Below are 21,611 nucleotides of genomic sequence, written 5' to 3' on the forward strand. Positions count from 1 at the left end.
ATAACCCGCTCCGTTTTTGTTGGCTTATTGTTGCAAGGAAAAGCGTATCAGCTTTTCTGCTGCGCCGGGGCTGGGCCAGCCTTGGCACCACGTTTTAGTCTGCCTTCTCCCATAAACAGCAGCAGCGGCGCTGCAATGAAGATGGAGGAGGAAGTACCCACCACAATGCCGAACAACATGGTCCATGCAAAACCGGAAAGCGTAGCGCCGCCCCATAGCGCCAGCGGAAGAGCTGCCAAAAACACGGTGGAGGATGTGCCCAAAGTACGATTCAGCGTTTCGTTAATGGAAAGGTTGATCAGTTCCATCAGGGGCATGGTGCGATATTTGCGCAGGTTTTCACGCACGCGGTCATACACCACCACCTTATCATTGGTGGAATAGCCCAGAATGGTCAGAATGGCGGCCACCATCACAAGGTCAAATTCAAAACCCGTGATAACCAGAAAGCCCATGGTTTTGGTCAGGTCCAGAACCAGCGTGATCACGGCGCTAAGGGCAAATTCCCACTCAAAGCGGAACCAGATGTAAACCAGAATCATGGCCAAGCTGAGCCCAAGGGCCAGCATACCATTGCGGAACAGCTCGGCCGAAACAGAAGCGCCAACCGCATCAGCCCGCAAAATGGTGGTGCCGGGCTGTGCATCTGTAACCGCGCGGCGCACAGTGTCCACCACAGCATCTGTATTCTGGTCATCTCCGGCATCTAGGCGGATCAACACATCATCGGGTGCGCCAAATGCCTGTAGCGATGCGTGGGAGATATGCTGTGCCGCCAGCGCCGTACGCAGCTTGGCAAAATCTGCCGGGCCGCTGGTTTTGGCTTCCACCACAATGCCACCTCTAAAATCCAGCCCCAGCGTAAGGCCGGGGTGGAAGAACAGAATAATAGAGGCAATGGAAAGCACGGCCGAGACAATAAGCCCCATGTACCGGCCACGCATGAAGTTGATATGCGTGTCTTTGCGCACAAAACGCAGAAGAGGACGTCCGAACATAATGGCCTCGCTTCAGACAGGCAGGCTGGCAGGGCGCGTACGCGCATACCAGCGGGCCATAAGCATGCGGGAAAGCAGCAGGGTGGTGAACAGCGTGGTGGCAATACCAATGGTAATGGTTAGCGCAAAGCCACGCACCGGCCCGGTGCCAAATACAAACAGCATGACATGGGCCAAAAAGGCCGTGGCATTACTATCTACAATGGTGGAGGTGGCGCGTTCAAACCCGGTTTGCATGGCAGCCAAAGGGGTGCGGCCACGGGCTACTTCTTCACGTATGCGTTCGTTAATCAGAATATTGGCGTCCACCGCCATACCCAAGGTCAGCAGCATACCCGCCATACCCGGCAGTGTAAGTGTGGCTTCGAACAGAGAGAGAATGGCAACCATCAGCACAAGGTTGGCCAGCAGGGCGATATCTGCGTACCAGCCAAAGCGGCCATAAAACAGCACCATAAAAACCACAACCAGCAGGAAGCCAACGCCAAGGCTGAGAATACCGGCCCGAATGGAATCGGCCCCAAGAGATGGCCCGATGCTGCGCTGTTCCACCACGCTTAAGGGTGCGGGCAGTGCGCCAGCGCGGAGCATAAGTGCCAGATCCGTGGCTTTCTGGGCATCAAATCCGCCCGTAATCTGCCCGTTACCGCCCGTAATGGGGGTGCGGATAACGGGGGCTTCAATCACCTTGTTATCCAGAACAATGGCGAAGCGTTTGCCAACATTGGTTTGCGTAACAGATGAGAAAGCGCGCGTGCCCACTGAATCGAATGAGAAGCTGACAGCCCACTCGCCTGTTTGCTGGTCAATCACTGCGCCTGCGTTGGTCAGGTCTGTGCCATCCACATCCACATGGTCAAAAACTGGCAGGGGGCCGCCTTCCGCCGGGTTAGCCATGGGCACAAGGCTCACACCCGGGGGGGCATAGGTGGCATGCAGCGGGTTAGAATCTACCAGCCGGAAGGTCATTTTGGCCGTGGTGCCAAGCAGCGCTTTAATCCGTTCTGGATCACTGATGCCGGGCAGCTCTACCACAATCCGATCATCGCCCTGACGGGTGATTTCGGGGTCAACCGCGCCCGTGCCATCAATACGCCGACGCACAATCTCGATAGACTGTGTCACAGCCTCCCGCGCGCGGGCCTTAATGGCATCTGCAGAAAGCACCAGAGCGATTGTGCCGTCATCCTGCTTTTTAACGCTGAATTCATTGGGCACAACGCGGGGTAGCTTGTCCAGCGTAGCAACATCCCTATCTGCTTCAGCCGTATCACGCGGTTGGAAGGAGACGGTGTTTTTGTCGGCATTCACGTTGATGTTCTGATAACCGAGCTGAGATTTCAGCAGGGCATCACGCGTGTTTTCTACCAAGGTCTGGAGCCTGTCGTGCGTGAGGCTTTTAAGGTCAACCTGCATCAGCAGGTAAGACCCGCCCCGCAAATCTAACCCCAGATGGATTTGACGCCATGGTATGGAAGGGAAAGGCTTGCGCATACCGTTGGGTAGGCACAGCAGCAGGCCCAACAGGCACACGCCCAGCACCGAGGCCAGTTTGAGGCGGCTGTAATACATTCTCACCTGATCGCTTGCAGTTTTCTTGCCGGGAACATGCCGCCCCGGCAGGCGGGATGCAACCGTTGTGCTGCATTATTCGCGTTTCATACCTGTTGTATGGCCGCCACACCAAGATGTACGTGGCCAAACTGCATCAGTTTGCGGCAAGGCTGCCTGTTGTTGAGGGCGCTTGCATTCGGCTACGGGGGTGCTACGCCTGCATGCAGTCTTGTAGGGCACAAAAAGAAGGCGGATTTCATGGCTGAAACACTTAAGGTTGGCGTAATTGGAGCCGGACATTTCGGACGTTTTCATGCCTTGAAAGTGCGCCATGTTGCGCGGGAAACGCTGGTGGGGCTGTTTGATCCCGATAACAAGCGCGCGGCCTTGGTAGCAAAAGAAGCCGGATGCCCCGTTATGCAGGATGTTGATACCCTACTGGCAGCGTGTGATGCCGTGGTTGTGGCTGCTCCAGCAGAATTTCATTTTGAACTGGCAGTGCAAGCGCTGCGTGCGGGCAAGCATGTGTTGGTGGAAAAGCCCATAGCCGCCACGCTGGAACAGGCAGATTTTCTGGTTACTCTGGCGCATGAAAGCGGGCTGGTCTGTCAGGTTGGGCACCTGCTGCGTTATTCTGCCGAGCACGATGCCATTACCCAGCGTATCACCCGCCCTCTTTATATAGAGGCCACACGCATTGCCCCCTACAAGCCGCGCGGCACGGATGTATCCGTTATTCTGGATCTGATGATCCATGATTTGGATCTGGTTCTGGCTATTGTAGATAGCCCTATTGCGCAGGTGGATGCCTTGGGTGCGGCGGTAAGCTCTGCTCATGAAGATATTGCCAATGCGCGTGTGCGGTTTGAAAACGGCTGTGTGGCCACCATAACCGCCAGCCGCATCTCGCTAAAAACGGAACGGCGCATGCGCCTGTTTTCTGAGGAAGGCTACTTGTCCGCCGATTTTGTAAAACGGGAACTGACAATGATTGGCCGTGATCGGGGCCTTCCCTTACCGGGTACAGGCGGATTCCGGCGCGAGCACATCACGTGGAAAGAGCATGATTCGCTTATGGCTGAACACGAAGCTTTTGTTGCTGCGTGTCTGGATGGTGCCCCTGTGGTGGTGGACGCAAATGCCGGTCGGCGCGCTCTGGCGGCAGCTCTGGCCGTGGCAGATGGTATTGCCGAATCTCGCCGCCGGATGGAGCTTTCCGGACTGATTCAGGCCGAATAAAAAAGCACCCCACAGAAGCGGGAGAAAACCGCCACTTTCAAAATTTCAAGCCCCTTTTTCTGGCTTTCTGTGCAAAAATTCACTAGATATAGGGGGCAAGATAGAGCACAAGCACGAGATATGGTGCGGAGGCAAAGCCCCCCATCCGACCCCAAAATTGACGCAGAAAATAGCGGAGTAACCCAGCCATGACCCTGATTGACGTACAGGAAAATGACATTCGTCGTTCCTCGTCCGGGGGGGCAGAAGCCGGGGAACCCGATCTGTTCAACGCTGGCAAGATGGAAGATATGGTGCAGTTGCCCGGCCACCACCAAGTGCGGGTAGATCGCTCTCGTGATGCGTTGCTCACACCTTTTGGCAAGGCCACGCTGGATAACCGTTACCTTTTGCCGGATGAAGGGTATCAGGATCTGTTTGGCCGTGTGGCCTCGTATTACGGGGCAGATGCAGCCCATGCCCAGCGCATTTATGATTACATCAGTAAGCACTGGTTCATGCCAGCAACGCCCGTTCTGTCTAACGGCGGAACATCACGCGGGCTGCCTATTTCGTGCTTTCTGAACGAAGCCAGCGATAGCCTGAAGGGCATTGTTGATCTGTGGAATGAGAACGTCTGGCTGGCCAGTAAGGGCGGCGGCATTGGTTCCTATTGGGGTAATCTGCGCTCCATTGGTGAAAATGTTGGCCGCAATGGCAAAACATCCGGCGTTATTCCGTTTATCCGCGTGATGGATAGCCTCACACTGGCTATTTCTCAGGGCTCTTTGCGCCGCGGGTCTGCTGCGGTGTATCTGCCCGTCTGGCACCCAGAAATTGAAGAATTTATCGAACTGCGTCGCCCCACTGGGGGAGATCCCAACCGTAAGGCGCTGAACCTGCATCATGGTGTGCTGGTGTCAGACGCCTTTATGCGGGCTGTGGAAAGCGATGATGAATGGGCGCTGATCTCCCCTAAAGATAGCAGTGTTATCCGTAAGATTTCTGCCCGTGGGTTGTGGATACGTATTCTTACGGCCCGCATGGAGCAAGGTGAGCCCTACATTGTTTACTCCGACCATGTGAACAATGCGCGTCCGGAACACCACAAGTTAGCTGGGCTAGAAGTCAAAACCTCCAACCTGTGTTCCGAAATTACGCTGCCAACCGGGATCGATCATCACGGTAAGGCACGTACGGCTGTATGCTGTCTTTCTTCCCTGAATCTGGAAACATGGGATGAGTGGAAGGATAACCCGCAGTTTATTGAGGACGTGATGCTGTTCCTTGATAATGTGCTGCAGGACTTTATAGACCGTGCGCCAGAAGATATGCACCGCGCCAAATATGCGGCCATGCGTGAACGCTCTGTTGGGCTTGGTGTTATGGGCTTCCACACCTTCCTGCAAAGCCGCAATGTGCCGTTTGAAAGTGTGATAGCAAAGGTCTGGAACCGTAAGATTTTCAAGCATATTCGTGAGCAGGCAGATGCAGCATCCCGCAAGTTGGCGGAACTGCGCGGCCCATGCCCGGATGCTGAAGAATACGGCGTTATGGAACGCTTTTCTAACAAGATGGCTATTGCGCCTACGGCGTCCATTTCCATTATTGCGGGGAACGCCAGCCCTGGCATTGAGCCAATTGCGGCCAATGTGTTCTTGCAGAAAACGCTTTCCGGCTCCTTTACCGTACGTAACCGGCATTTGCAGAAGCTGCTGGAGGAAAAAGGGCAGGATACGCCGGAGGTGTGGTCTTCCATTACCACCAGCAAAGGCAGCGTGCAGCATCTGGATTTTTTGACCCAGCAGGAAAAGGACGTGTTCAAAACCGCGTTCGAACTGGATCAGCGTTGGATCGTGGAGCATGCGGCAGATCGCCAGCCGTTTATCTGTCAGGCACAGTCCGTCAATCTGTTCCTTCCGGCCGATGTGCATAAGCGGGATCTGCACCAGATCCACTACATGGCTTGGAAAAAGGGCCTGAAATCTTTGTATTATTGCCGCAGCCTGTCTATCCAGCGTGCAGATACAGTGAGCAATGTTCTGGCCAAGAATGATGTGATGAATGTGGATTCATCCCAAGCATCGTCAGGTTCTGCATCAAGCGGGAATGACTACGAAGAATGCTTGGCCTGTCAGTAAGCATTGGCTACTAACAATTTGTTTATAAAAGAAATATGACGGCATCCTGCGTGTTGCCGTTAAGGGAGGCAGCATGAGCGAGCATATGTCTGGTCAGGAGCCGCAGCAGGAACAGAAGTTTGACCTGCTGACAGCCAACCCGGTTTACAAGCCGTTCCGCTACCCATGGGCGTATGATGCGTGGCTGACGCAGCAGCGGCTGCACTGGCTGCCAGAAGAAGTGCCTCTGGCCGATGATGTAAAAGACTGGCACCGCGTTCTGAACGAAGGTGAACAGCATCTGGTGACGCAGATTTTCCGCTTCTTCACCCAGTCCGATGTGGAAGTGAATAACTGCTATATGAAGCACTACAGCCGTGTGTTTAAACCCACGGAAGTGCTGATGATGCTTTCAGCTTTCTCTAACATCGAAACCATCCATATTGCAGCGTACAGCTACCTTCTGGATACACTCGGCATGCCCGAAACCGAGTATTCCGCTTTCCTTAAGTATAAGGAAATGAAGGATAAATACGATTACATGCAAACGTTCACGGTGGACAGCAAGCATGAAATCGCCAAAACGCTGGCAGCTTTTGGGGCCTTTACGGAAGGGCTTCAGCTTTTTGCCTCTTTTGCCATTCTGCTAAACTTCCCGCGCTTCAACAAACTTAAGGGCATGGGGCAGATTGTTTCATGGTCTGTGCGTGATGAAACACTGCACTGCCTGTCTATTATCCGGTTGTTCCGCGTGTTCATTCAGGAAAATCCTGAGCTGTGGACAGAGCAGCTACGCACAGAACTAACAGATATCTGCCGCACCATTGTAGAGCATGAGGAGGCCTTTATTGATCTGGCCTTTGAAATGGGTGCTGTAGAAGGGCTGAATGCGGAGCAGGTGAAAACCTACATCCACTTTATTGCAGACCGTCGCCTTACTCAGCTTGGGCTGGAGCCAATTTACAACACCACAACCAACCCGCTGCCGTGGTTGGATGATATGTTGAATGCCGTAGAACACACCAACTTCTTTGAAAACCGCTCCACAGAATACAGCCGTGCTTCCACAGCCGGTACGTGGGAAGAGGCTTTTGAAAACTCTGTGTTCGAATAAACAGCTTATAGCCCTGGCAACGGGGCGCCTTCTTCCAGCACTGTGCGGGCCGATGGCGTGAAAGCGCCGTCGGCTTCGTGCAGCACCAGCCCAGCCAAAACACGGGCTGGGCTTTTAACGCCTTTGCGGGCCTGCACCAAGACAATGCGCGATTCTCGCCCGGCCTTTGGCCAGAACGGATAAAGCGTAACACCCCCAAATCCGGATTTGCTCAGGCAGAAAATGGCTTGGTCTGCTAATGCTGCGGGTAAAGCAAGCGTAAGGCTGCCTTTATGGCGCAGGATTCGGGCTGCGCCTGCAATCCATGTGGGTAAGGTATCTGCCCCCATCCGCCGGGCCAGATCACGACGCGGGTGCGCCGAGGCTGTGCCTAAAGGGGCATGCCACGGTGGATTCGCCATGCAGTGGTCAAAATATTGTTCGGGCAGCGGGTTATCTTCCAGAAAAACATCGGGAAATGTGGCATTCAGAATCCTGATATTCTGCTGATGGTTGGCGACCATGTTTTGCTGGGCCAGAGTTGCTGTATCACTTTCTTTTTCCACGCCCGTGCCCTGAAGGGTGGGCGCGCGGTGGAGCAGGCAAAGCAGCCCGGCTCCAGCGCCACAGCCAATTTCCAGCACATGCTGGCCTTTACGGGCCGGTACAGCGGCAGCCATAAGCACGGGTTCCAACCCGGTGCGATAGCCTTGCAGAAACTGGCTATAGGAGATACGGCCACGCAAAAGCGTTCCGGGAGTAATGGCAAAACGAGCTGGCATGGTTTCCGATGGGAGCTATGTGTCTGGCTGGCTTGAATTCGTAGGCGCTTGACCGTTTTTCAGGTGCCTCGCATATAGAAGAACGTCAACTCATCCCATGGCTGGGGGATAAAACGTTTGGGTGTTGCAATCAGTCTGTCAGAAACAGGCAGAACCACAAGCCAGGATGGATCTGGAGTTTCAGTGAGTAAACCAGGAGAAGCAGGCCTGAAAGCGCTGGCCGATTATCTTGCGTCGGACATGCTTGCCTGCAATCAGGTCATTGTAGACCGTATGCAAAGCCCCGTGGCACTTATACCGCAGCTTGCGGCCCATTTAGTGGCGGCTGGCGGAAAGCGGCTGCGGCCCTTGCTTACTCTGGCTGCGGCCAGAATGTGCGGCTACAATAATCAGGATGGGCGCATGCGGCATGTAGAAATTGCCGCGTGTGTAGAATTCATTCACACAGCCACGCTGCTGCATGATGATGTGGTGGATGACAGCCAGCTTCGCCGTGGGCTGGCAAGCGCCAATGCCATTTTTGGCAACAAGGCTTCTGTGCTGGTGGGGGACTTCCTGTTTGCGCGGTCTTTCCAGATTCTAACAGCCGATGCCTCGCTGGGTGTTATGGCGATTCTGTCTGCGGCTTCTGCCACGCTGGCGGAAGGTGAGGTCATGCAGATGACCACGCAGAATGATCTTTCCACATCGGTAGATCAGTATTTGCAGGTTATCTACGGCAAAACAGCAGCGCTGTTTGCTGCTGCGTGCGAATCTGGCGCTGTCATTGGTGAAGCTACGCCAGAACAGCGTGAAGCATTGCGCATGTATGGTGCCAATTTGGGCATGGCTTTCCAGCTTGTTGATGATGCGCTGGATTATGCGGCAGATCAGGCCACACTGGGTAAGGAAGTGGGGGATGATTTCCGTGAAGGAAAAGTCACCCTGCCTGTTCTGGCAGCTTACGAAGCCGGGAATGAGGAAGACCGTATTTTCTGGCGCCGGGTGATTGAGGAATGTGATCAGCACCCCGGAGATCTGGAAGCCGCGTTGAGTCGTATTGCAGAAACAAATGCAATTGGGATTACCTTAAAATGTGCAGAAGATTACGCGGCTAAAGCACGTGAAAATCTTTCTATGTTCCCAGATGACACATTGAAAAACCTGCTGCTGGAAACGGCCAGCTATTCTGCCAGCCGCGAGCGTTAAGAGCATCTGTGTATTGGGGGGCTGGCTATTACGGGTTAATAGCTGGCTTCTACCTCATTAATATCTTCCCATAATGTCACGGCACTGAACCCGTAAGGTTTTAAGTGTGTGAGCAGGGCTTGATCGTTCTGGGTATCAGGTAGGGCCGTAAACCATGCGCAGGGGTGTGCGTGGGTTTTCTGTGGTAAATGAGCCAGCAGGTTGCAGGTATGCCGCGCTACGGCTGGCGCAGGGTCTAGCCACGTCAGGCCGGGTGGAGAGAGCGCACGCAGACGGTTCAGCACAAAGGTATAATGTGTGCAGCCAAGGCCTACAGCATCCAGTCTGTTAGAATCCGGGTGAATAAACAGCCCTTCTATTTCTCGTAAAATCGTAGAATCAGGCACATCCTGTCCACGGAAGGCTAATTCCGCACATCCAGCTAAGCCGGGGGCAGCATGGGCAATAAGTGTGCATTCTGGCGCGTAAAGCGCATGGAGCCGAGAAAGGTATGGCCGCCGCACGGTAGCGCGTGTGGCCAGCAACCCGATAACCTTGGTTTGGGTGATACGCGCAGCCCAGCGTATGGGCGGAACACATCCTACAAAGGGCATATCTGGCCATGCGGCCCGCAGGGCTTCCAGCGCCAATGTGCTGGCCGTATTGCAGGCCACCACCACAGCCTGAGGCTGAAGCCGCCGAATAGCCTGAGAGAGCAAGGAGACGATTCGCTCAATAAGAAAATCGTCATCCTGTTCGCCATACGGAAAAATGGCGGTGTCGGCCAAATAATCTATGCAGACATCTGGCGCCAGCACTTGAATGGCCCTGACAATACCCAAACCTCCAATTCCGGAATCAAATGCCAGAATATGCCGGGGGCCAAAAAGGGCAGGGCCATCTATCTGCACCGTTTTATTTATCCTTGTTGGCTTTAAATGCAGCGGCTTCTTCCAAAGTGCCAACGCCACCGTGGCGAGCAGACCAAGCGCAAGGATCTTCCAGAAAACGCCGTACTTCTGATGCAGCTTCTTCAGAGAAGTATGGCCGTGTAGAGCATGCTTCCAGCACATCCCACCACGTGCACAGGGCATGCAAAGATACGTTCATTTCTGCCAGCGTGTTCTGCGCACCGGGGAAAACGCCGTAATAGAACACAACAAATGCGTGGTTGATAATGGCGCCAGCATTACGTAACGCATTGGCAAACTGCACTTTGGAGCCACCATCGGTGGTCAGATCTTCTACCAGCAGGGTGCGCATGTTTTCAGGTACATCGCCTTCAATCTGGGCGTTGCGGCCAAAGCCTTTGGGTTTTTTGCGCACATAAGCCATCGGCAGCATCATGCGGTCTGCCATCCATGCGGCAAACGGAATACCTGCGGTTTCACCACCCACAACGGCATCCAGGCTTTCATACCCAACGTGGCGGCCAATTTTTTCTACCCCAAGTTCCATAATTTTGGCACGGGCACGGGGGAAAAAGATAATGCGGCGGCAATCAATATAGACGGGAGATTTCCAGCCAGAAGTCAGGGTGTACGGATCTTCCGGGCGGAAATTTACGGCTTTGATTTCCAGCAGCAGGCGTGCGGTGGTCAGGGCCGCGTCGCGGTCCCAGTCGCTGGTCTCAGCGGGGTGGGCAGAGGCCACGCCTGAGGGTGATGTCATGTGCGCATGTCCTTGAATTTGGCGGTTGTCTATATATGTTTGGAATAACGCCGCAGGCGTGGAAAATCTATGCCTGATATGGCAGTTTTCCTGCATATGCATGCCAGATAAATAGGTGGGCGGCGTATGAGTGAAAAACTTGTGATGTTCAAAAGCCCCAGAATTGATTTTTGCACCTTGCTTATATGGTGGATGTAGCGTTTAATCATTCCCAGTTAAGATTGATTATCAGTTAAGGAATATGCCGTGGCCGCCGAAGCTAATCGTATCGCGCGCAAGTGTGAGCGGGCCGTTATAACGGCTTACAAGGAACTGCGCGAAGTTGGGACAGCGGATGTTACGGCATTTAATGCCTGCACCACCTTGTACCGTATTCATCACCCCGAAGCATCAGTGAATGAGGCGCGCCGCCTTGTGTCCGAATGGATTGATCATCATGTTGTCCGCATGGATTCCGGGCCAACCAAAGGGTGTGATTGCAACTAACGCACCTAAGGCGTACAGCCCTATGTAATCAGACGCATGTTCCGTTAGGGCATGCGTTTTTTTATGCCCAAGTGGTGGCTTGTGTCTTTGTGGCGCTGAAGAACAGCACAAACAAAAAGCCGGTCTTCCATAAGGAAAACCGGCTTTTTGGGTTAACCTATCTTACCGTTTGGCAAGAGGCGTATAGTCGCGCTGTGGTGCGCCAATATAAAGCTGGCGGGGGCGGCTGATACGCTGGCCCGGTTCTTCAATCATTTCCTTCCACTGGCTGACCCAGCCGGTGGTGCGGGCAACGGCAAACAGCACGGTGAACATGCTGGTGGGAATGCCCATGGCCTTGAGAATGATGCCGGAATAGAAATCCACATTCGGGTAGAGCTTGCGCTGCACGAAGTAATCATCGCTCAGGGCAATTTTTTCCAGCTCGACAGCCAGATCAAGCAGCGGATCGTCCTTAATGCCCAGTTCTGTCAGCACTTCGTGGCAGGTCTGCTGCATAATCTTCGCACGTGGGTCGAAGTTTTTGTAAACGCGGTGGCCAAAGCCCATCAGCTTTACGCCGCTGTTCTTGTCCTTCACCTGCGCGATAAAGGCAGGGATGTTTTCTTTCTTGCCAATGCGAGCCAGCATTTTCAGCACGGCTTCGTTAGCGCCACCATGTGCAGGCCCCCACAGGGCCGCAATGCCCGCGGCAATACAGGCAAACGGATTGGCGCCTGTAGAACCTGCCAGACGCACGGTAGAGGTGGAAGCATTCTGTTCATGATCGGCATGCAGGATCAGAATCCGGTTCATGGCGCGGGCCAGAACAGGGTTAACCTTGTAGGGTTCGGACATGCGCGCGAACATCATGGACAGGAAGTTTTCTGCGTAGTTCAGATCATTCCGCGGATAGATGAAGGCTTCACCCTGCGTGTATTTGTATGCCCATGCTGCAATGGTTGGGATTTTGGCAATCAGGCGCATGGCGGCCAGATCCCGGTTGGCGGGAATGGCAATATCGTTGGCGTCTGGGTAGAAGGCAGACAAAGCCCCAACCGTGCCGCACAGAATGGCCATGGGGTGGGCATCACGCCGGAAGCCGTTAAAGAAGTTGCGGATCTGCTCGTGCAGCAGGGTGTGGTTTGTAAGGGTGTTGGTGAAGGTATCGTACTGTGCTTTGTTCGGCAGTTCACCATTCAGAAGCAGATAGATAACTTCCTCATAGGAAGCATTTTCCGCTAGCTGGGCAATGGGGTAGCCACGGTGCAGCAGAACACCCTTGTCGCCATCAATAAAGGTGATTTTGCTGTTGCAGGCGGCTGTTTCCCCGTAACCGGGGTCAAACGTGAAAACGCCCAGTTGCGCCGGAAGTTTGCGGATGTCGACAACATCCGGTCCCAGAGTGCCTGAAAGTACAGGCATTTCGGCGGATTTCCCACCAACCGAAATGGTAGCGGTAGATAGCTTACCTTCTTTCTGCGACGCGCTCATTAGTGTTTCCTTTTGCATGTTTGGGCCACGGTCGCTGCTGCGGCCTGCTCGTTCCACTTTGTCACCTATTCAAAAGGAAACCGGAAGATTGCCGGCGATAAACGAAGCGTTATCGGAACGGAGTATGCTTGGAAAACCACAGTTTTTTGGGGTTAGGGTCGCGCGAATGTGTGCAAATGCATGCTTTGGCCATCGCACATTTGCCAGTGTGTCATATCCGGCAATGTGTTGCTTCCGTACATTTCAAAAATGGCAACAGCCCCCGGCGCGAATCCCTGGTCCAGTTCACTGGCCTGCATATCTAAGTGGTGGGCTAATAAGGAAATACCTGGATTATGCCCAACCATCAGCACGGTAAGGGCTGTATCAGGCACCTGCTGAATGTGTGCCAACAAAGCCTCGGGCGTGGCTTCGTAAATATCCGCACAATAATCCGGTGGAGGGAGAGTGGGCGGGAGAGCCGTAACTGCCCCAGCCAATGTCTGCCGTGTGCGTAAGGCCGGGCTGCATATAATACTATCAGGAACAATGCTGTGCGCTGCCAGCCAATGCCCGCAACGCCGTGCCGCCTCTTGCCCCGCAGGTGTAAGGGGACGGTTCATATCAGCTTCAGGGCTGAAATCTCCTAACGGGGCGGAAGCTGCTTCAGCATGGCGAAGCAGAACAAGGCGGCGCATGCGTAGGCCTTATGCCTTGGGGGCTTCGGCTGTTTGCCGTGCGATGGCCTCATGGTGCCGGATAACTTCATGGATAATGAAGTTCAGGAACTTTTCAGCAAAATCCGGATCCAGATGCGCATCTTCTGCCAGTTTGCGCAGGCGGGCAATCTGCAGGGCCTCACGCGCTGGGTCTGCTGGCGGCATGTTGTAGCGTGCTTTAAGTGCCCCCACAGCCTTGGTGCAACGGAAGCGTTCCGCCAGCATGGAAACTAAGGCGGAATCGATGTTGTCTATGCTGCAGCGCAGGTCCTGAAGGGCCTGAGTGGGGGAGATGGACTGGTCGTCTGTCACGGTCATGCTGTTCCGGTTCTGTCAGAATATGCACCAGCGCCTGTAAAATGCGCTGTGGTTGGTAAAGTCTGCTCAGGCTTTTTCCACAAAAGGTGGGGGCAGGTCTAGCCATGCCAGATGTCCCCCTTTGCCTGCACCCGTATCTACAAAAATGGCCTGCCCGCCAGAACGGCCCGGAATGGCCAGCGGGCAGCCATTGGTGGAGCGCTGATCATGCCCGCAATAAATGGTGTACCCTGCGGGAATGGTGTTTACCCAATTCAGCGTGCGTTCGGGGTATCCATCTGGCTGCATGCGATTTGTTGTTTCTCCAAACAATGCGCGAGAAAGCAGATAGGTAACGCGGCCCAACGGCGGCGGCGGTGGTTCCATCAGCATACGTGGGTCAAATGCGCCGTGCACAAAAACGGTCTGGCCCATAACCAGCCATGCCGGGGCGTTTTCCAGCACGGGCAAAAGGGCATGCAACACATCGGTGTTTTCTGGCTGGTAAAGCTGTGCCAGCGTTTCTTCTAAATGAGGGGTAGAGCGCAAACGCTTGCCCATAAGGGCGCGGCCAAGTTTGCGATCATGGTTGCCAATTAAAAACAGCCCCCGTTTTTCGTGCATGACCTGCAACATCAGCCGCAATACGCCTGCGCTGTCTGGCCCGTAATCTACGAGATCACCTAGCTGAATCACAAAGCGGTCTGTGGCAACGGCATGGCGGAAAGCGTCCAGATCTCCATGCACGTCCCCCACAATGCGGAGTCCGTTTCGCATTGCATCTTTCACGTTTCCGTCAGGGGGAAGCAGTTCAAGCATGGTGTTTTAATCCGTTATTTCCTTACTTCCATGTAGGCTTTTCGAGATCAAACAGGAACTGGAACAGCAAGTTTTTTTTCATTTGCCCCCAGATCGTGCACAAGTATGTGACGCGCCAGCACGATCTGTTTGCGCTTACGTTATACGGGCAATCGGGTTTTTGAAAAACAGCCTGAAACGGAAGGATAACATGCCACAGGTAGAAGAATGTGCTGGAACGGCTTCAAACAGTTGCAGCCGCGCCTTCTTGGTGGTCTGTGCTTTCGGGAATTCGGAACAGCTTGAAAAAGAACAGGAAGCCCTCTCATGACAGAGCGCATTCGGAACGTCGCGCTGCGCAGTAAAGTATGTCCGGCAGAAACCGCATCCGAGTTGATTAAACACGGTGATGTGGTGGGCACCAGTGGTTTTACTGGTGCAGGCTACCCCAAGGAAGTACCCAAGGCGCTGGCCCGCCGAATGGAGGCTGCGCATGATCGGGGTGAGAAATACCAGATCAGCCTGATTACGGGTGCCTCTACCGGCCCACAGTTGGATGGTGAACTGGCAAAGGCCAACGGGGTTTATTTCCGCTCACCGTTCAATACGGATGCCACCATGCGCAACCGTATTAATTCGGGCGAGACAGAATATTTTGATAACCATCTGGGGCAGGTAGCTGGCCGCGCCATTCAGGGCAATTACGGCAAGTTCAACATTGCTCTGGTGGAAGCTACAGCGATTACGGAAGATGGCGGTATTGTGCCCACATCTTCTGTCGGCAACTCCCAGACATTCCTCAATCTGGCTGACAAAGTCATTATTGAAGTGAATGAATGGCAGAATCCGGCGCTGGAAGGCATTCATGATATCTGGGATGGCAACGTAAGCGGTGCGCCAACGCGTGATATTGTGCCGATTGTACGGGCAGACCAGCGCGTGGGTGGTACGGTTTTACGTGTAAACCCAGACAAAATTGCTGCCATTGTGCGCACGAATGATAGGGACAGAAACGCCCCATTTGCTGCGCCGGATGAAACAGCCAAGGCCATTGCAGGCTACCTGCTTGATTTCTTTGGGCATGAAGTCAAACAGAACCGGCTGCCGCCATCACTTCTGCCGCTTCAGTCTGGCGTGGGCAATGTGGCCAATGCCGTGCTGGAAGGGCTGAAGGAAGGCCCGTTTGAAAATTTGGTCGGGTATAGTGAGGTCATTCAGGATGGCATGTTGGCCATGCTGGATTCTGGCCGTATGCGTATTGCCTCTGCCACATCTTTTTCACTCAGCCCGGAAGCGGCGGAAGAAATCAATAACCGTATGGATTTCTTCCGGAGCAAGATCATTCTGCGCCAGCAGGATGTGAGCAACAGCCCCGGCATTATCCGCCGTTTGGGCTGTATTGCCATGAACGGCATGATTGAGGCAGATATTTACGGCAACGTAAATTCTACCCGCGTGATGGGTTCCAAGATGATGAATGGTATTGGGGGTTCGGGAGATTTTGCCCGCAGTTCCTATCTATCCATCTTCCTGTCTCCCTCCACGGCCAAAGGTGGCAAGATTTCTGCCATTGTGCCTATGGCTGCGCATGTGGACCACATCATGCAGGATGCGCAGATATTTGTAACCGAGCAGGGTCTGGCAGATTTGCGTGGGCTTTCACCCGTGCAGCGTGCGCGTGAAATTATTTCTAAGTGCGCACACCCAGATTACCGGCCCATGTTGCAGGATTACTTTGACCGTGCGCTCAAGAACTCCTTTGGCAAGCATACACCACACTTGCTGACGGAAGCCCTTTCCTGGCATCAGCGGTTTATTGAAACAGGCACCATGATGCCTGCGTAAAAAGAAGAAGAGGTAGGTTTGCTACCTCTTTTTTCTGGCTTCTTCCTGCATCTTTAACAGAGGTGGGAAGAAGCCTTTTTTACGCTTAGCTTTTATTGGTGGTTGTATCAGCCATTTGTGTGGGCTGTTGAGTAATCATGATATCCACAGGGCGTTCAGCCAGAAACTCACTGGTGGAGCTTTTGGGTGTGTCCGGATTATCCGTAATAATGGCTTCGGCATCGCGGTGTGTCAGGGCAAACAAATATGGTGCGGCAGAAGGCGAAAGGTAGGCGGCATAAGGATGGTGGCCTGCCAGTTTGTGGGCAGCATAGGCATCGCGCTCGGAATGCACGGGAATGGCCACCATAATTTTGGAATCGGCATGCAGAACGGTTTCTGTGTCCTTATGATCTGAAGGCACCAGAATAACCCTATCCCGCATCCGGGTTTTGCGTACCAGCTTTACCACATTATCGGCACTGGCGCTGTTGATATCCAGCATCAGCAGTGTGTTGGAGTGGTGGGCAGAGGCCAGCACGCCTTCTAGTTCATTAGAGCCGGGTTCCACCATAATCCGGCCATCCGGCCCATTGGCAAGTTCCAACCGTAGCATGGAGGGCACGCCATTATGAGGTGAGGAGGTGGAAACCGGGGTGGTTACAAGCCCTGTACCCGGTGTGCAAACAATCAGCCCATGATGGATGCGCGCCATAATGCCATAGGCCTTGGAGTGTTGCACAACCAGTGTTGTGCCCACGGCCACGCACAGCCCAACAGCCAGAGCGATCTTTTTAAAGCAGCCACGAGAAGACTTGCTGCTCTGTTGCACAGAGATGTCAGCCGCCTTTTCAGGATGCGACATTCGGTTCTTCCTTATCATTCTGGCCAGCCATGGAAGCAGCCCGTGCCAGATCAACTGAAAGCACGCGGCTTACGCCTCGCTCCTGCATGGTGACACCAAACAGGTGATCCATATGGGCCATAGTTAACTGATGGTGGGTTACCACCAGAAAACGGGTTCCCGCTTCGGTTACCATATCACCAAGTAGGGCGCTAAACCGGCCTACATTGGCATCATCCAGCGGTGCGTCCACTTCGTCAAGAACGCATACTGGTGCAGGGTTACAGCGGAAAACCGCGAAAATCAATGACAATGCGGTTAAAGCTTGTTCACCCCCAGAGAGAAGGGAAAGTGTAGCAAGCTTTTTACCCGGTGGCTGGGCGTAAATTTCCAGCCCTGCTTCCAGCGGATCATCACTGCCCACAAGCCCCAGATGCGCACGCCCACCGCCAAACATGCGGGTGAACAAGGACTGGAAGTGGTGATCCACCTGCGTAAACACGGCCATCAGCCGTTCACGTCCTTCTTTATTTAGTGTGCCGATGGAACCACGCAAGCGGCTAATAGCGGCTTCTAGATCTGCAATCTCATCTGCCAGCGTGCGCGCTTGGGTAGATGCCTCTTCGGCTTCAATTTCTGCACGCAGGTTGACTGGCCCCATATCCTCGCGTTCACGCGTGAGGCGAGAGATTTTGCGGCGTAGGGAGCTTTCAGCCGCTTCTGTTAGATCCCCCGTGGGTTGACGCGGCGGGGCAGGGGTATCGGCCAAAAGTTGATCCAGAATGGCCTGTGCCTGCTCACTTTTAGCATCGGCTTTTAGCAGGTTTTCCCGCGCAGTGTTCAGCTCAGATTCTGTACGGCGGCGTTGTTCATTGGCGGCGTTTAATGCAGCTTCGGCTTCAGCGCGTATTTTATCTGCCTGTGCATAGGCTGCTTCGGCTTCTTCTAGTGCTGAAAGGGTTTGCTGTTTCTGGCGTTGCGCTTCGGCCGGAAGTTCTGAAACCTTGGTGTGCTCATTACGTGCTGTTTCCACGCGTTGGGCTGCGTTCTCGGCTTCTGTGCGCGCTGTGGTGGCGCGTTGGCCCCATTCTTCTGCTGCGGCCACAAGAGATGTCAGGCGTGTTTCCAGCGTTGAGGATTCGGCCTGAAGGGTGGCGCGCAGTTCACGCGTTGCTTCTAGCTGACTGGTAAGAGCTGCGCGTTGTGTGTGCAACTGGGCGAGTGTTTCCTCGGCATCCTGTGGCAGATCTGCGGCTGTTTGGGCTTCTGTTTGTGTGGCGGCTGTGAGTTTATCTTGGGAGTCCTGCTGTTCTTGCTGCAATTCTTTTAGCCGAGGGGTTAGGGCGGCAATTCGGCTGCGCAGCGTAAGGGCCTGCTCCTGTATTTTTTGCTGCTGTTGGATGGTGTCTTGAGCAGCTTTTTCGGCTTGGGCAAAGGTGGATGTGGCTGTTTGAAAGGCCTGTTGCGCCTGTTCCAGATTGTTTTGTGCGTCTTTCAGGGCCACCGCTGTGGCGTTTTCTGTTTGGGCAGATGTTAACCGCTGCTCAAGTTCAAGAACGTTGGCTTCTTCAGCTTCCAGATTCTGGCGGAGGCGGAGGCGTTCTGGCGCCAGTGTTTCCAGCCGCGTTGTGGCGGCTGTGTGCTGGTTTTCTGTTTGGGTCTGCTTTTGCTGCGCACGTTGGAAGGTCTGTTCTGCCAGTTTAAGGGCTGTGCGGCAGTCCTGCTCCGCTTTTTGTGCGGCTGCATGTTGTTCCCGCGCGGTAGCGAGGGCTTGTTGAAAGCTGTGAGCGGGGGGCAGATTCTGTTGTGCTGCTGTGGCCGTTGCCAAGGCAGATTCGGCTTCTGTTTTGGCGGCAAGCGCGCGTTCCTGCTGTGGACGCAGCGCATCTAACCGTGCCCGGAACGATGTGTGCTGGCGTTCCAGCTCAGATTCCTGCGTACGGGCTTTTTGCAGGTTTTGTTCTAGCTTACTGCGTTCTATGCGCTGTTCCTGCGCTAGCTTTTCCCCGGCCTGTACATTGGCGCGGGCGGCTACAGCTTTTTGCTCAGTTTGCGGAACATGCTGTTCCATTTCCGCAATGCGGGCCGAGGTTTCGCGCAGAATACGGCGTTGGGCCAGCCTGCGGGCAGAAGAATCGGGTTCACCCGCGCGGGTGTAAAAACCATCCCACCGCCATAAATCTCCGGCACGAGAAACCAAGCATTGCCCCGGCAAAAGTTGTGCCTGCAAGCTGGTGCCATCTGTGCCATCGGGTAAAACGCCAGTATATGCCAGCACTCTGTTCAGTTCTGGCGGTGCCGTAATAACGGATTTAAGCGCAACAGCTTTGCCGGGCAGAGGTGCGGTAGCGGCATCTTTTAGCAAATGCCAGCCGTGCGGGGCATTGTCTGCCGCGGGGGCGTCCAACCCATCTGTAAGCGCTACAGCCAGCGCAACTTCGTATTCCTCGGGAACGGTGATCTGAGCGGATATGGGCTCAGCCGAGGCTTCTTTCTCATTCCCCAGTGCTTCGGCCAAGCCTTCAGCTTGCGCACGCAGGCGGGTGAGTTCGGCTTGCAGAGTGGTAAGCTGTTGCTGAGTTTGTGTTTGTTCCTGCCGATGGTGTTGCAGGTTATGCTCTGTTGTTTCAAGCGCCTGCACAACTGTTTGCAGGGCCTGTTCTTGTGTGGCGCGTTGTTCCCGCGCTTGCTTGAGCGCATCTTCAGGCGGGGCGTCTGCCTGTGCCTTTTCCAGCGCTTGCGTAAGGGTTTGGGCTTCCTGCGTTGCGCGTTTGAAAGAGGATTCGGCAGCCCGCAGGTTGTTTTCTGCATTGCGGCGCTGGGCTTCAGCTTCCTGCGCGGCGCGGCTGGCATCAGTTAGGGCTGTATTGGTGGTTAGCCGTTCTGTTTCAGCTTTTTCCAGCGCTTCACGGGCAGCGTGCACGGCTTGAAAGGCAGATTCGGTTTCCTGCTTAAGCTGGGTTCGGATGCTTTCTTCAACCAAAGCGGCCAGCGTATCGGCATGACGTTTTTCCGCTTGGGCGAGATCAGCCTTGAGAGAATCTAGCCGAGAGCGTGCTTGTTCCAGAGTGCGCCGCAGTTCGGTGAGCGCTTGTTCTGCTGCTTGTGCATTATTGCGCGCAACGGAAAGCGCCACATTGCATTCAGATCGCGTGCGCTCCGCCGCATCCAATGTGGTTTTGGCATTCTGAAAAGCGGTTTGGGCTTCTTCGACAGATTTTTGTGTCGCTTGAATGGCCTCAGAATCCGGTAGTTGCTGCTCTAGTAATGTCAATTCTGCCTGTAATGCGGTGTATGCAGCCGCAATACGGGCATGGTGATTTTGTGCGGTTGTTAGATTTTCTGCTGCACGTTCATGGGCGGCGCGTGCGGTGTTCAGGTCTGCGGTTAACTGGGTGAGCTTCTGCTCTGTTTCTGCCAGTTCTTTTGTAAGAGCCTGTTGCTTTGCCTCTGTCTCTGCCGTGCGGGCAGGGAGTGAGATAATGTTGGCTTCTGTTTCTGCTTTTTCAGCTTGTAGGCGTTCAAGTGTTGCAGTGGCATCATCCAGCCGGGTTTTGGCCGCGTCTGCGTCTGCTTCATGCTGTTTTAGGCGTTCTGCTGCATCATTGGCCTGTGTGGCGGCGCGTTCTTCTTCCCGTGCAACGCCTTCGGCCAGCACACGGCACCGTTCCAGCGCGGTGCGGGCTGCATCAGCTTTTTCTCTGGCTCCGGGCAAAACCTTATTGGCTTCAAACTCGGCAACCACCGCGCTTTCCGCAGCTTCCTCATGTTCGGTTAGGGCTTTGCGGGCGCGGGCGGCGTTATCAATCGCGCGTTCTACAGCCAGCCGGGCACGTGCATGTAATACGGCCAGAAGTTCTGTTTCTGCTTCTCGTAACGCAGCAGAAAGCTCTCGGTAGCGGCTGGCATCGCGCGATTGTTCGGCTAGCCCATCCAGCCTGTCTGAGAGTTGCTGGCGGCGGTCTTCTGCGCGTGTCAGGTTGGATTCTGTGGCACGCAGCTTGAGTTCTGCTTCATGCCTGCGGGCGTGCAGGCCGGTAATGCCTGCGGCTTCTTCCAAAATGGTACGGCGTTCTTCTGGTCGAGCGCCCACCAGCATGGCCACGCGGCCTTGGCTCACCATGGCGGAAGAACGTGCGCCAGATGCCAGATCGGCAAATAGGGTTTGCACATCTCGCGCACGTACGGGCCGACCATTTATGCGGTAATCACTGCCAGACCCGCGTTCTGCCCGGCGGGTAATTTGCAGTTCGTCCATATCTGCAAAGGCGGCAGGGCCAAAACCCTTGGTGCCTTCCAGCGTAACAGTTACTTCGGCTAAAGATCGGGCGGGGCGGCCTGTGGTGCCTGCAAAAATAAGGTCATCCATTTCCCCCCCACGGAGGGAACGGGCAGAAGATTCGCCCATAACCCAGCGCAGGGCTTCCACCACATTGGATTTGCCACACCCATTGGGGCCGACAATACCTGTCAGCCCGGGTAGGATTTCTACCGTTACCGGATCCGCAAAGCTTTTGAATCCGACAATGCGCAGACGAACAAAACGAACTGTCATGCAGGTAAGGCGCGCGGGCTTAGGAGAGCATGC

At 54.5% G+C, this 21,611-nt stretch carries 17 protein-coding genes; 6 read left to right on the forward strand and 11 right to left on the reverse strand.

Going from position 1 to position 21,611, the window contains the following annotated elements; translation table 11 throughout:
• Positions 1 to 47: 47 nt before the first annotated feature.
• Positions 48 to 998 carry a protein translocase subunit SecF gene (secF, locus tag WG31_RS05805; RefSeq protein WP_063353915.1) on the reverse strand — a complete coding sequence of 317 codons (951 nt, stop codon included), beginning with the start codon at positions 996 to 998 and terminating at the stop codon, positions 48 to 50.
• Positions 999 to 1,010: 12 nt separating this feature from the next.
• Positions 1,011 to 2,576, reverse strand: coding sequence for a protein translocase subunit SecD (secD, locus tag WG31_RS05810; protein WP_209439372.1), 1,566 nt, complete (start codon positions 2,574 to 2,576; stop codon positions 1,011 to 1,013).
• A 234-nt stretch (positions 2,577 to 2,810) separates the two neighbouring features.
• On the opposite strand from secD, the gene WG31_RS05815 reads away from it, so the two are divergent.
• The 3 genes from WG31_RS05815 (at position 2,811) to WG31_RS05825 (ending at position 7,004) form a co-directional block, all read left to right on the forward strand.
• Complete coding sequence (locus tag WG31_RS05815) at positions 2,811 to 3,791, forward strand: Gfo/Idh/MocA family protein (RefSeq protein WP_035351501.1); 981 nt, start codon at positions 2,811 to 2,813, stop codon at positions 3,789 to 3,791.
• A 188-nt stretch (positions 3,792 to 3,979) separates the two neighbouring features.
• Positions 3,980 to 5,911 (forward strand): ribonucleoside-diphosphate reductase subunit alpha, encoded by a 1,932-nt coding sequence (locus WG31_RS05820; RefSeq protein ID WP_035351500.1) that lies wholly within the window; start codon positions 3,980 to 3,982, stop codon positions 5,909 to 5,911.
• 73 nt (positions 5,912 to 5,984) lie between these two features.
• Positions 5,985 to 7,004, forward strand: a complete 1,020-nt coding sequence (locus tag WG31_RS05825; protein WP_006115142.1) for a ribonucleotide-diphosphate reductase subunit beta — start codon at positions 5,985 to 5,987, stop codon at positions 7,002 to 7,004.
• Between the two features lie 5 nt (positions 7,005 to 7,009).
• On the opposite strand, the gene WG31_RS05830 is transcribed toward WG31_RS05825, so the two are convergent.
• Complete coding sequence (locus WG31_RS05830; RefSeq protein WP_063353917.1) at positions 7,010 to 7,765, reverse strand: tRNA1(Val) (adenine(37)-N6)-methyltransferase; 756 nt, start codon at positions 7,763 to 7,765, stop codon at positions 7,010 to 7,012.
• 117 nt (positions 7,766 to 7,882) lie between these two features.
• Here WG31_RS05830 and WG31_RS05835 point away from each other — a divergent pair, with 117 nt between their 5' ends.
• Positions 7,883 to 8,953 (forward strand): polyprenyl synthetase family protein, encoded by a 1,071-nt coding sequence (locus WG31_RS05835; protein WP_063353918.1) that lies wholly within the window; start codon positions 7,883 to 7,885, stop codon positions 8,951 to 8,953.
• Between the two features lie 35 nt (positions 8,954 to 8,988).
• Here WG31_RS05835 and WG31_RS05840 read toward each other — a convergent pair whose 3' ends face one another.
• Together WG31_RS05840 and WG31_RS05845 are read right to left on the reverse strand one after the other, a co-directional pair.
• Entirely contained in the window at positions 8,989 to 9,843 is an 855-nt protein-coding gene (locus tag WG31_RS05840; protein WP_063353919.1) for a glutamate racemase, read from the reverse strand.
• 4 nt (positions 9,844 to 9,847) lie between these two features.
• Positions 9,848 to 10,603 carry an orotate phosphoribosyltransferase gene (locus WG31_RS05845; RefSeq protein ID WP_012812827.1) on the reverse strand — a complete coding sequence of 252 codons (756 nt, stop codon included), beginning with the start codon at positions 10,601 to 10,603 and terminating at the stop codon, positions 9,848 to 9,850.
• 246 nt (positions 10,604 to 10,849) lie between these two features.
• Between WG31_RS05845 and WG31_RS05850 the strand changes: the two genes are divergently transcribed.
• Positions 10,850 to 11,089 carry a hypothetical protein gene (locus WG31_RS05850; RefSeq protein ID WP_003622965.1) on the forward strand — a complete coding sequence of 80 codons (240 nt, stop codon included), beginning with the start codon at positions 10,850 to 10,852 and terminating at the stop codon, positions 11,087 to 11,089.
• A gap of 162 nt (positions 11,090 to 11,251) precedes the next feature.
• On the opposite strand, the gene gltA is transcribed toward WG31_RS05850, so the two are convergent.
• The 4 genes from gltA to WG31_RS05870 all read right to left on the reverse strand — a co-directional run bounded on the left by gltA (position 11,252) and on the right by WG31_RS05870 (position 14,376).
• Complete coding sequence (gene gltA, locus WG31_RS05855; protein ID WP_035351757.1) at positions 11,252 to 12,562, reverse strand: citrate synthase; 1,311 nt, start codon at positions 12,560 to 12,562, stop codon at positions 11,252 to 11,254.
• A 152-nt stretch (positions 12,563 to 12,714) separates the two neighbouring features.
• Entirely contained in the window at positions 12,715 to 13,239 is a 525-nt protein-coding gene (locus tag WG31_RS05860) for a SixA phosphatase family protein (protein WP_063353920.1), read from the reverse strand.
• A gap of 9 nt (positions 13,240 to 13,248) precedes the next feature.
• Positions 13,249 to 13,578 carry a chorismate mutase gene (locus WG31_RS05865; RefSeq protein WP_063353921.1) on the reverse strand — a complete coding sequence of 110 codons (330 nt, stop codon included), beginning with the start codon at positions 13,576 to 13,578 and terminating at the stop codon, positions 13,249 to 13,251.
• 66 nt (positions 13,579 to 13,644) lie between these two features.
• Complete coding sequence (locus tag WG31_RS05870; RefSeq protein ID WP_063353922.1) at positions 13,645 to 14,376, reverse strand: metallophosphoesterase; 732 nt, start codon at positions 14,374 to 14,376, stop codon at positions 13,645 to 13,647.
• Between the two features lie 306 nt (positions 14,377 to 14,682).
• Here WG31_RS05870 and WG31_RS05880 point away from each other — a divergent pair, with 306 nt between their 5' ends.
• Positions 14,683 to 16,200 carry an acetyl-CoA hydrolase/transferase family protein gene (locus WG31_RS05880; RefSeq protein ID WP_006115151.1) on the forward strand — a complete coding sequence of 506 codons (1,518 nt, stop codon included), beginning with the start codon at positions 14,683 to 14,685 and terminating at the stop codon, positions 16,198 to 16,200.
• An 85-nt stretch (positions 16,201 to 16,285) separates the two neighbouring features.
• On the opposite strand, the gene WG31_RS05885 is transcribed toward WG31_RS05880, so the two are convergent.
• Together WG31_RS05885 and WG31_RS05890 are read right to left on the reverse strand one after the other, a co-directional pair.
• Positions 16,286 to 17,044, reverse strand: a complete 759-nt coding sequence (locus tag WG31_RS05885) for a hypothetical protein (protein WP_035351494.1) — start codon at positions 17,042 to 17,044, stop codon at positions 16,286 to 16,288.
• Positions 17,031 to 21,578, reverse strand: coding sequence for an AAA family ATPase (locus WG31_RS05890; RefSeq protein ID WP_063353923.1), 4,548 nt, complete (start codon positions 21,576 to 21,578; stop codon positions 17,031 to 17,033). Before WG31_RS05890 ends, WG31_RS05885 begins: the two co-directional genes overlap by 14 nt.
• Between the last annotated feature and the right edge of the window lie 33 nt (positions 21,579 to 21,611).

Source organism: Acetobacter oryzifermentans, from assembly GCF_001628715.1.
GTDB classification, from domain to species: Bacteria; Pseudomonadota; Alphaproteobacteria; order Acetobacterales; family Acetobacteraceae; genus Acetobacter; species Acetobacter oryzifermentans.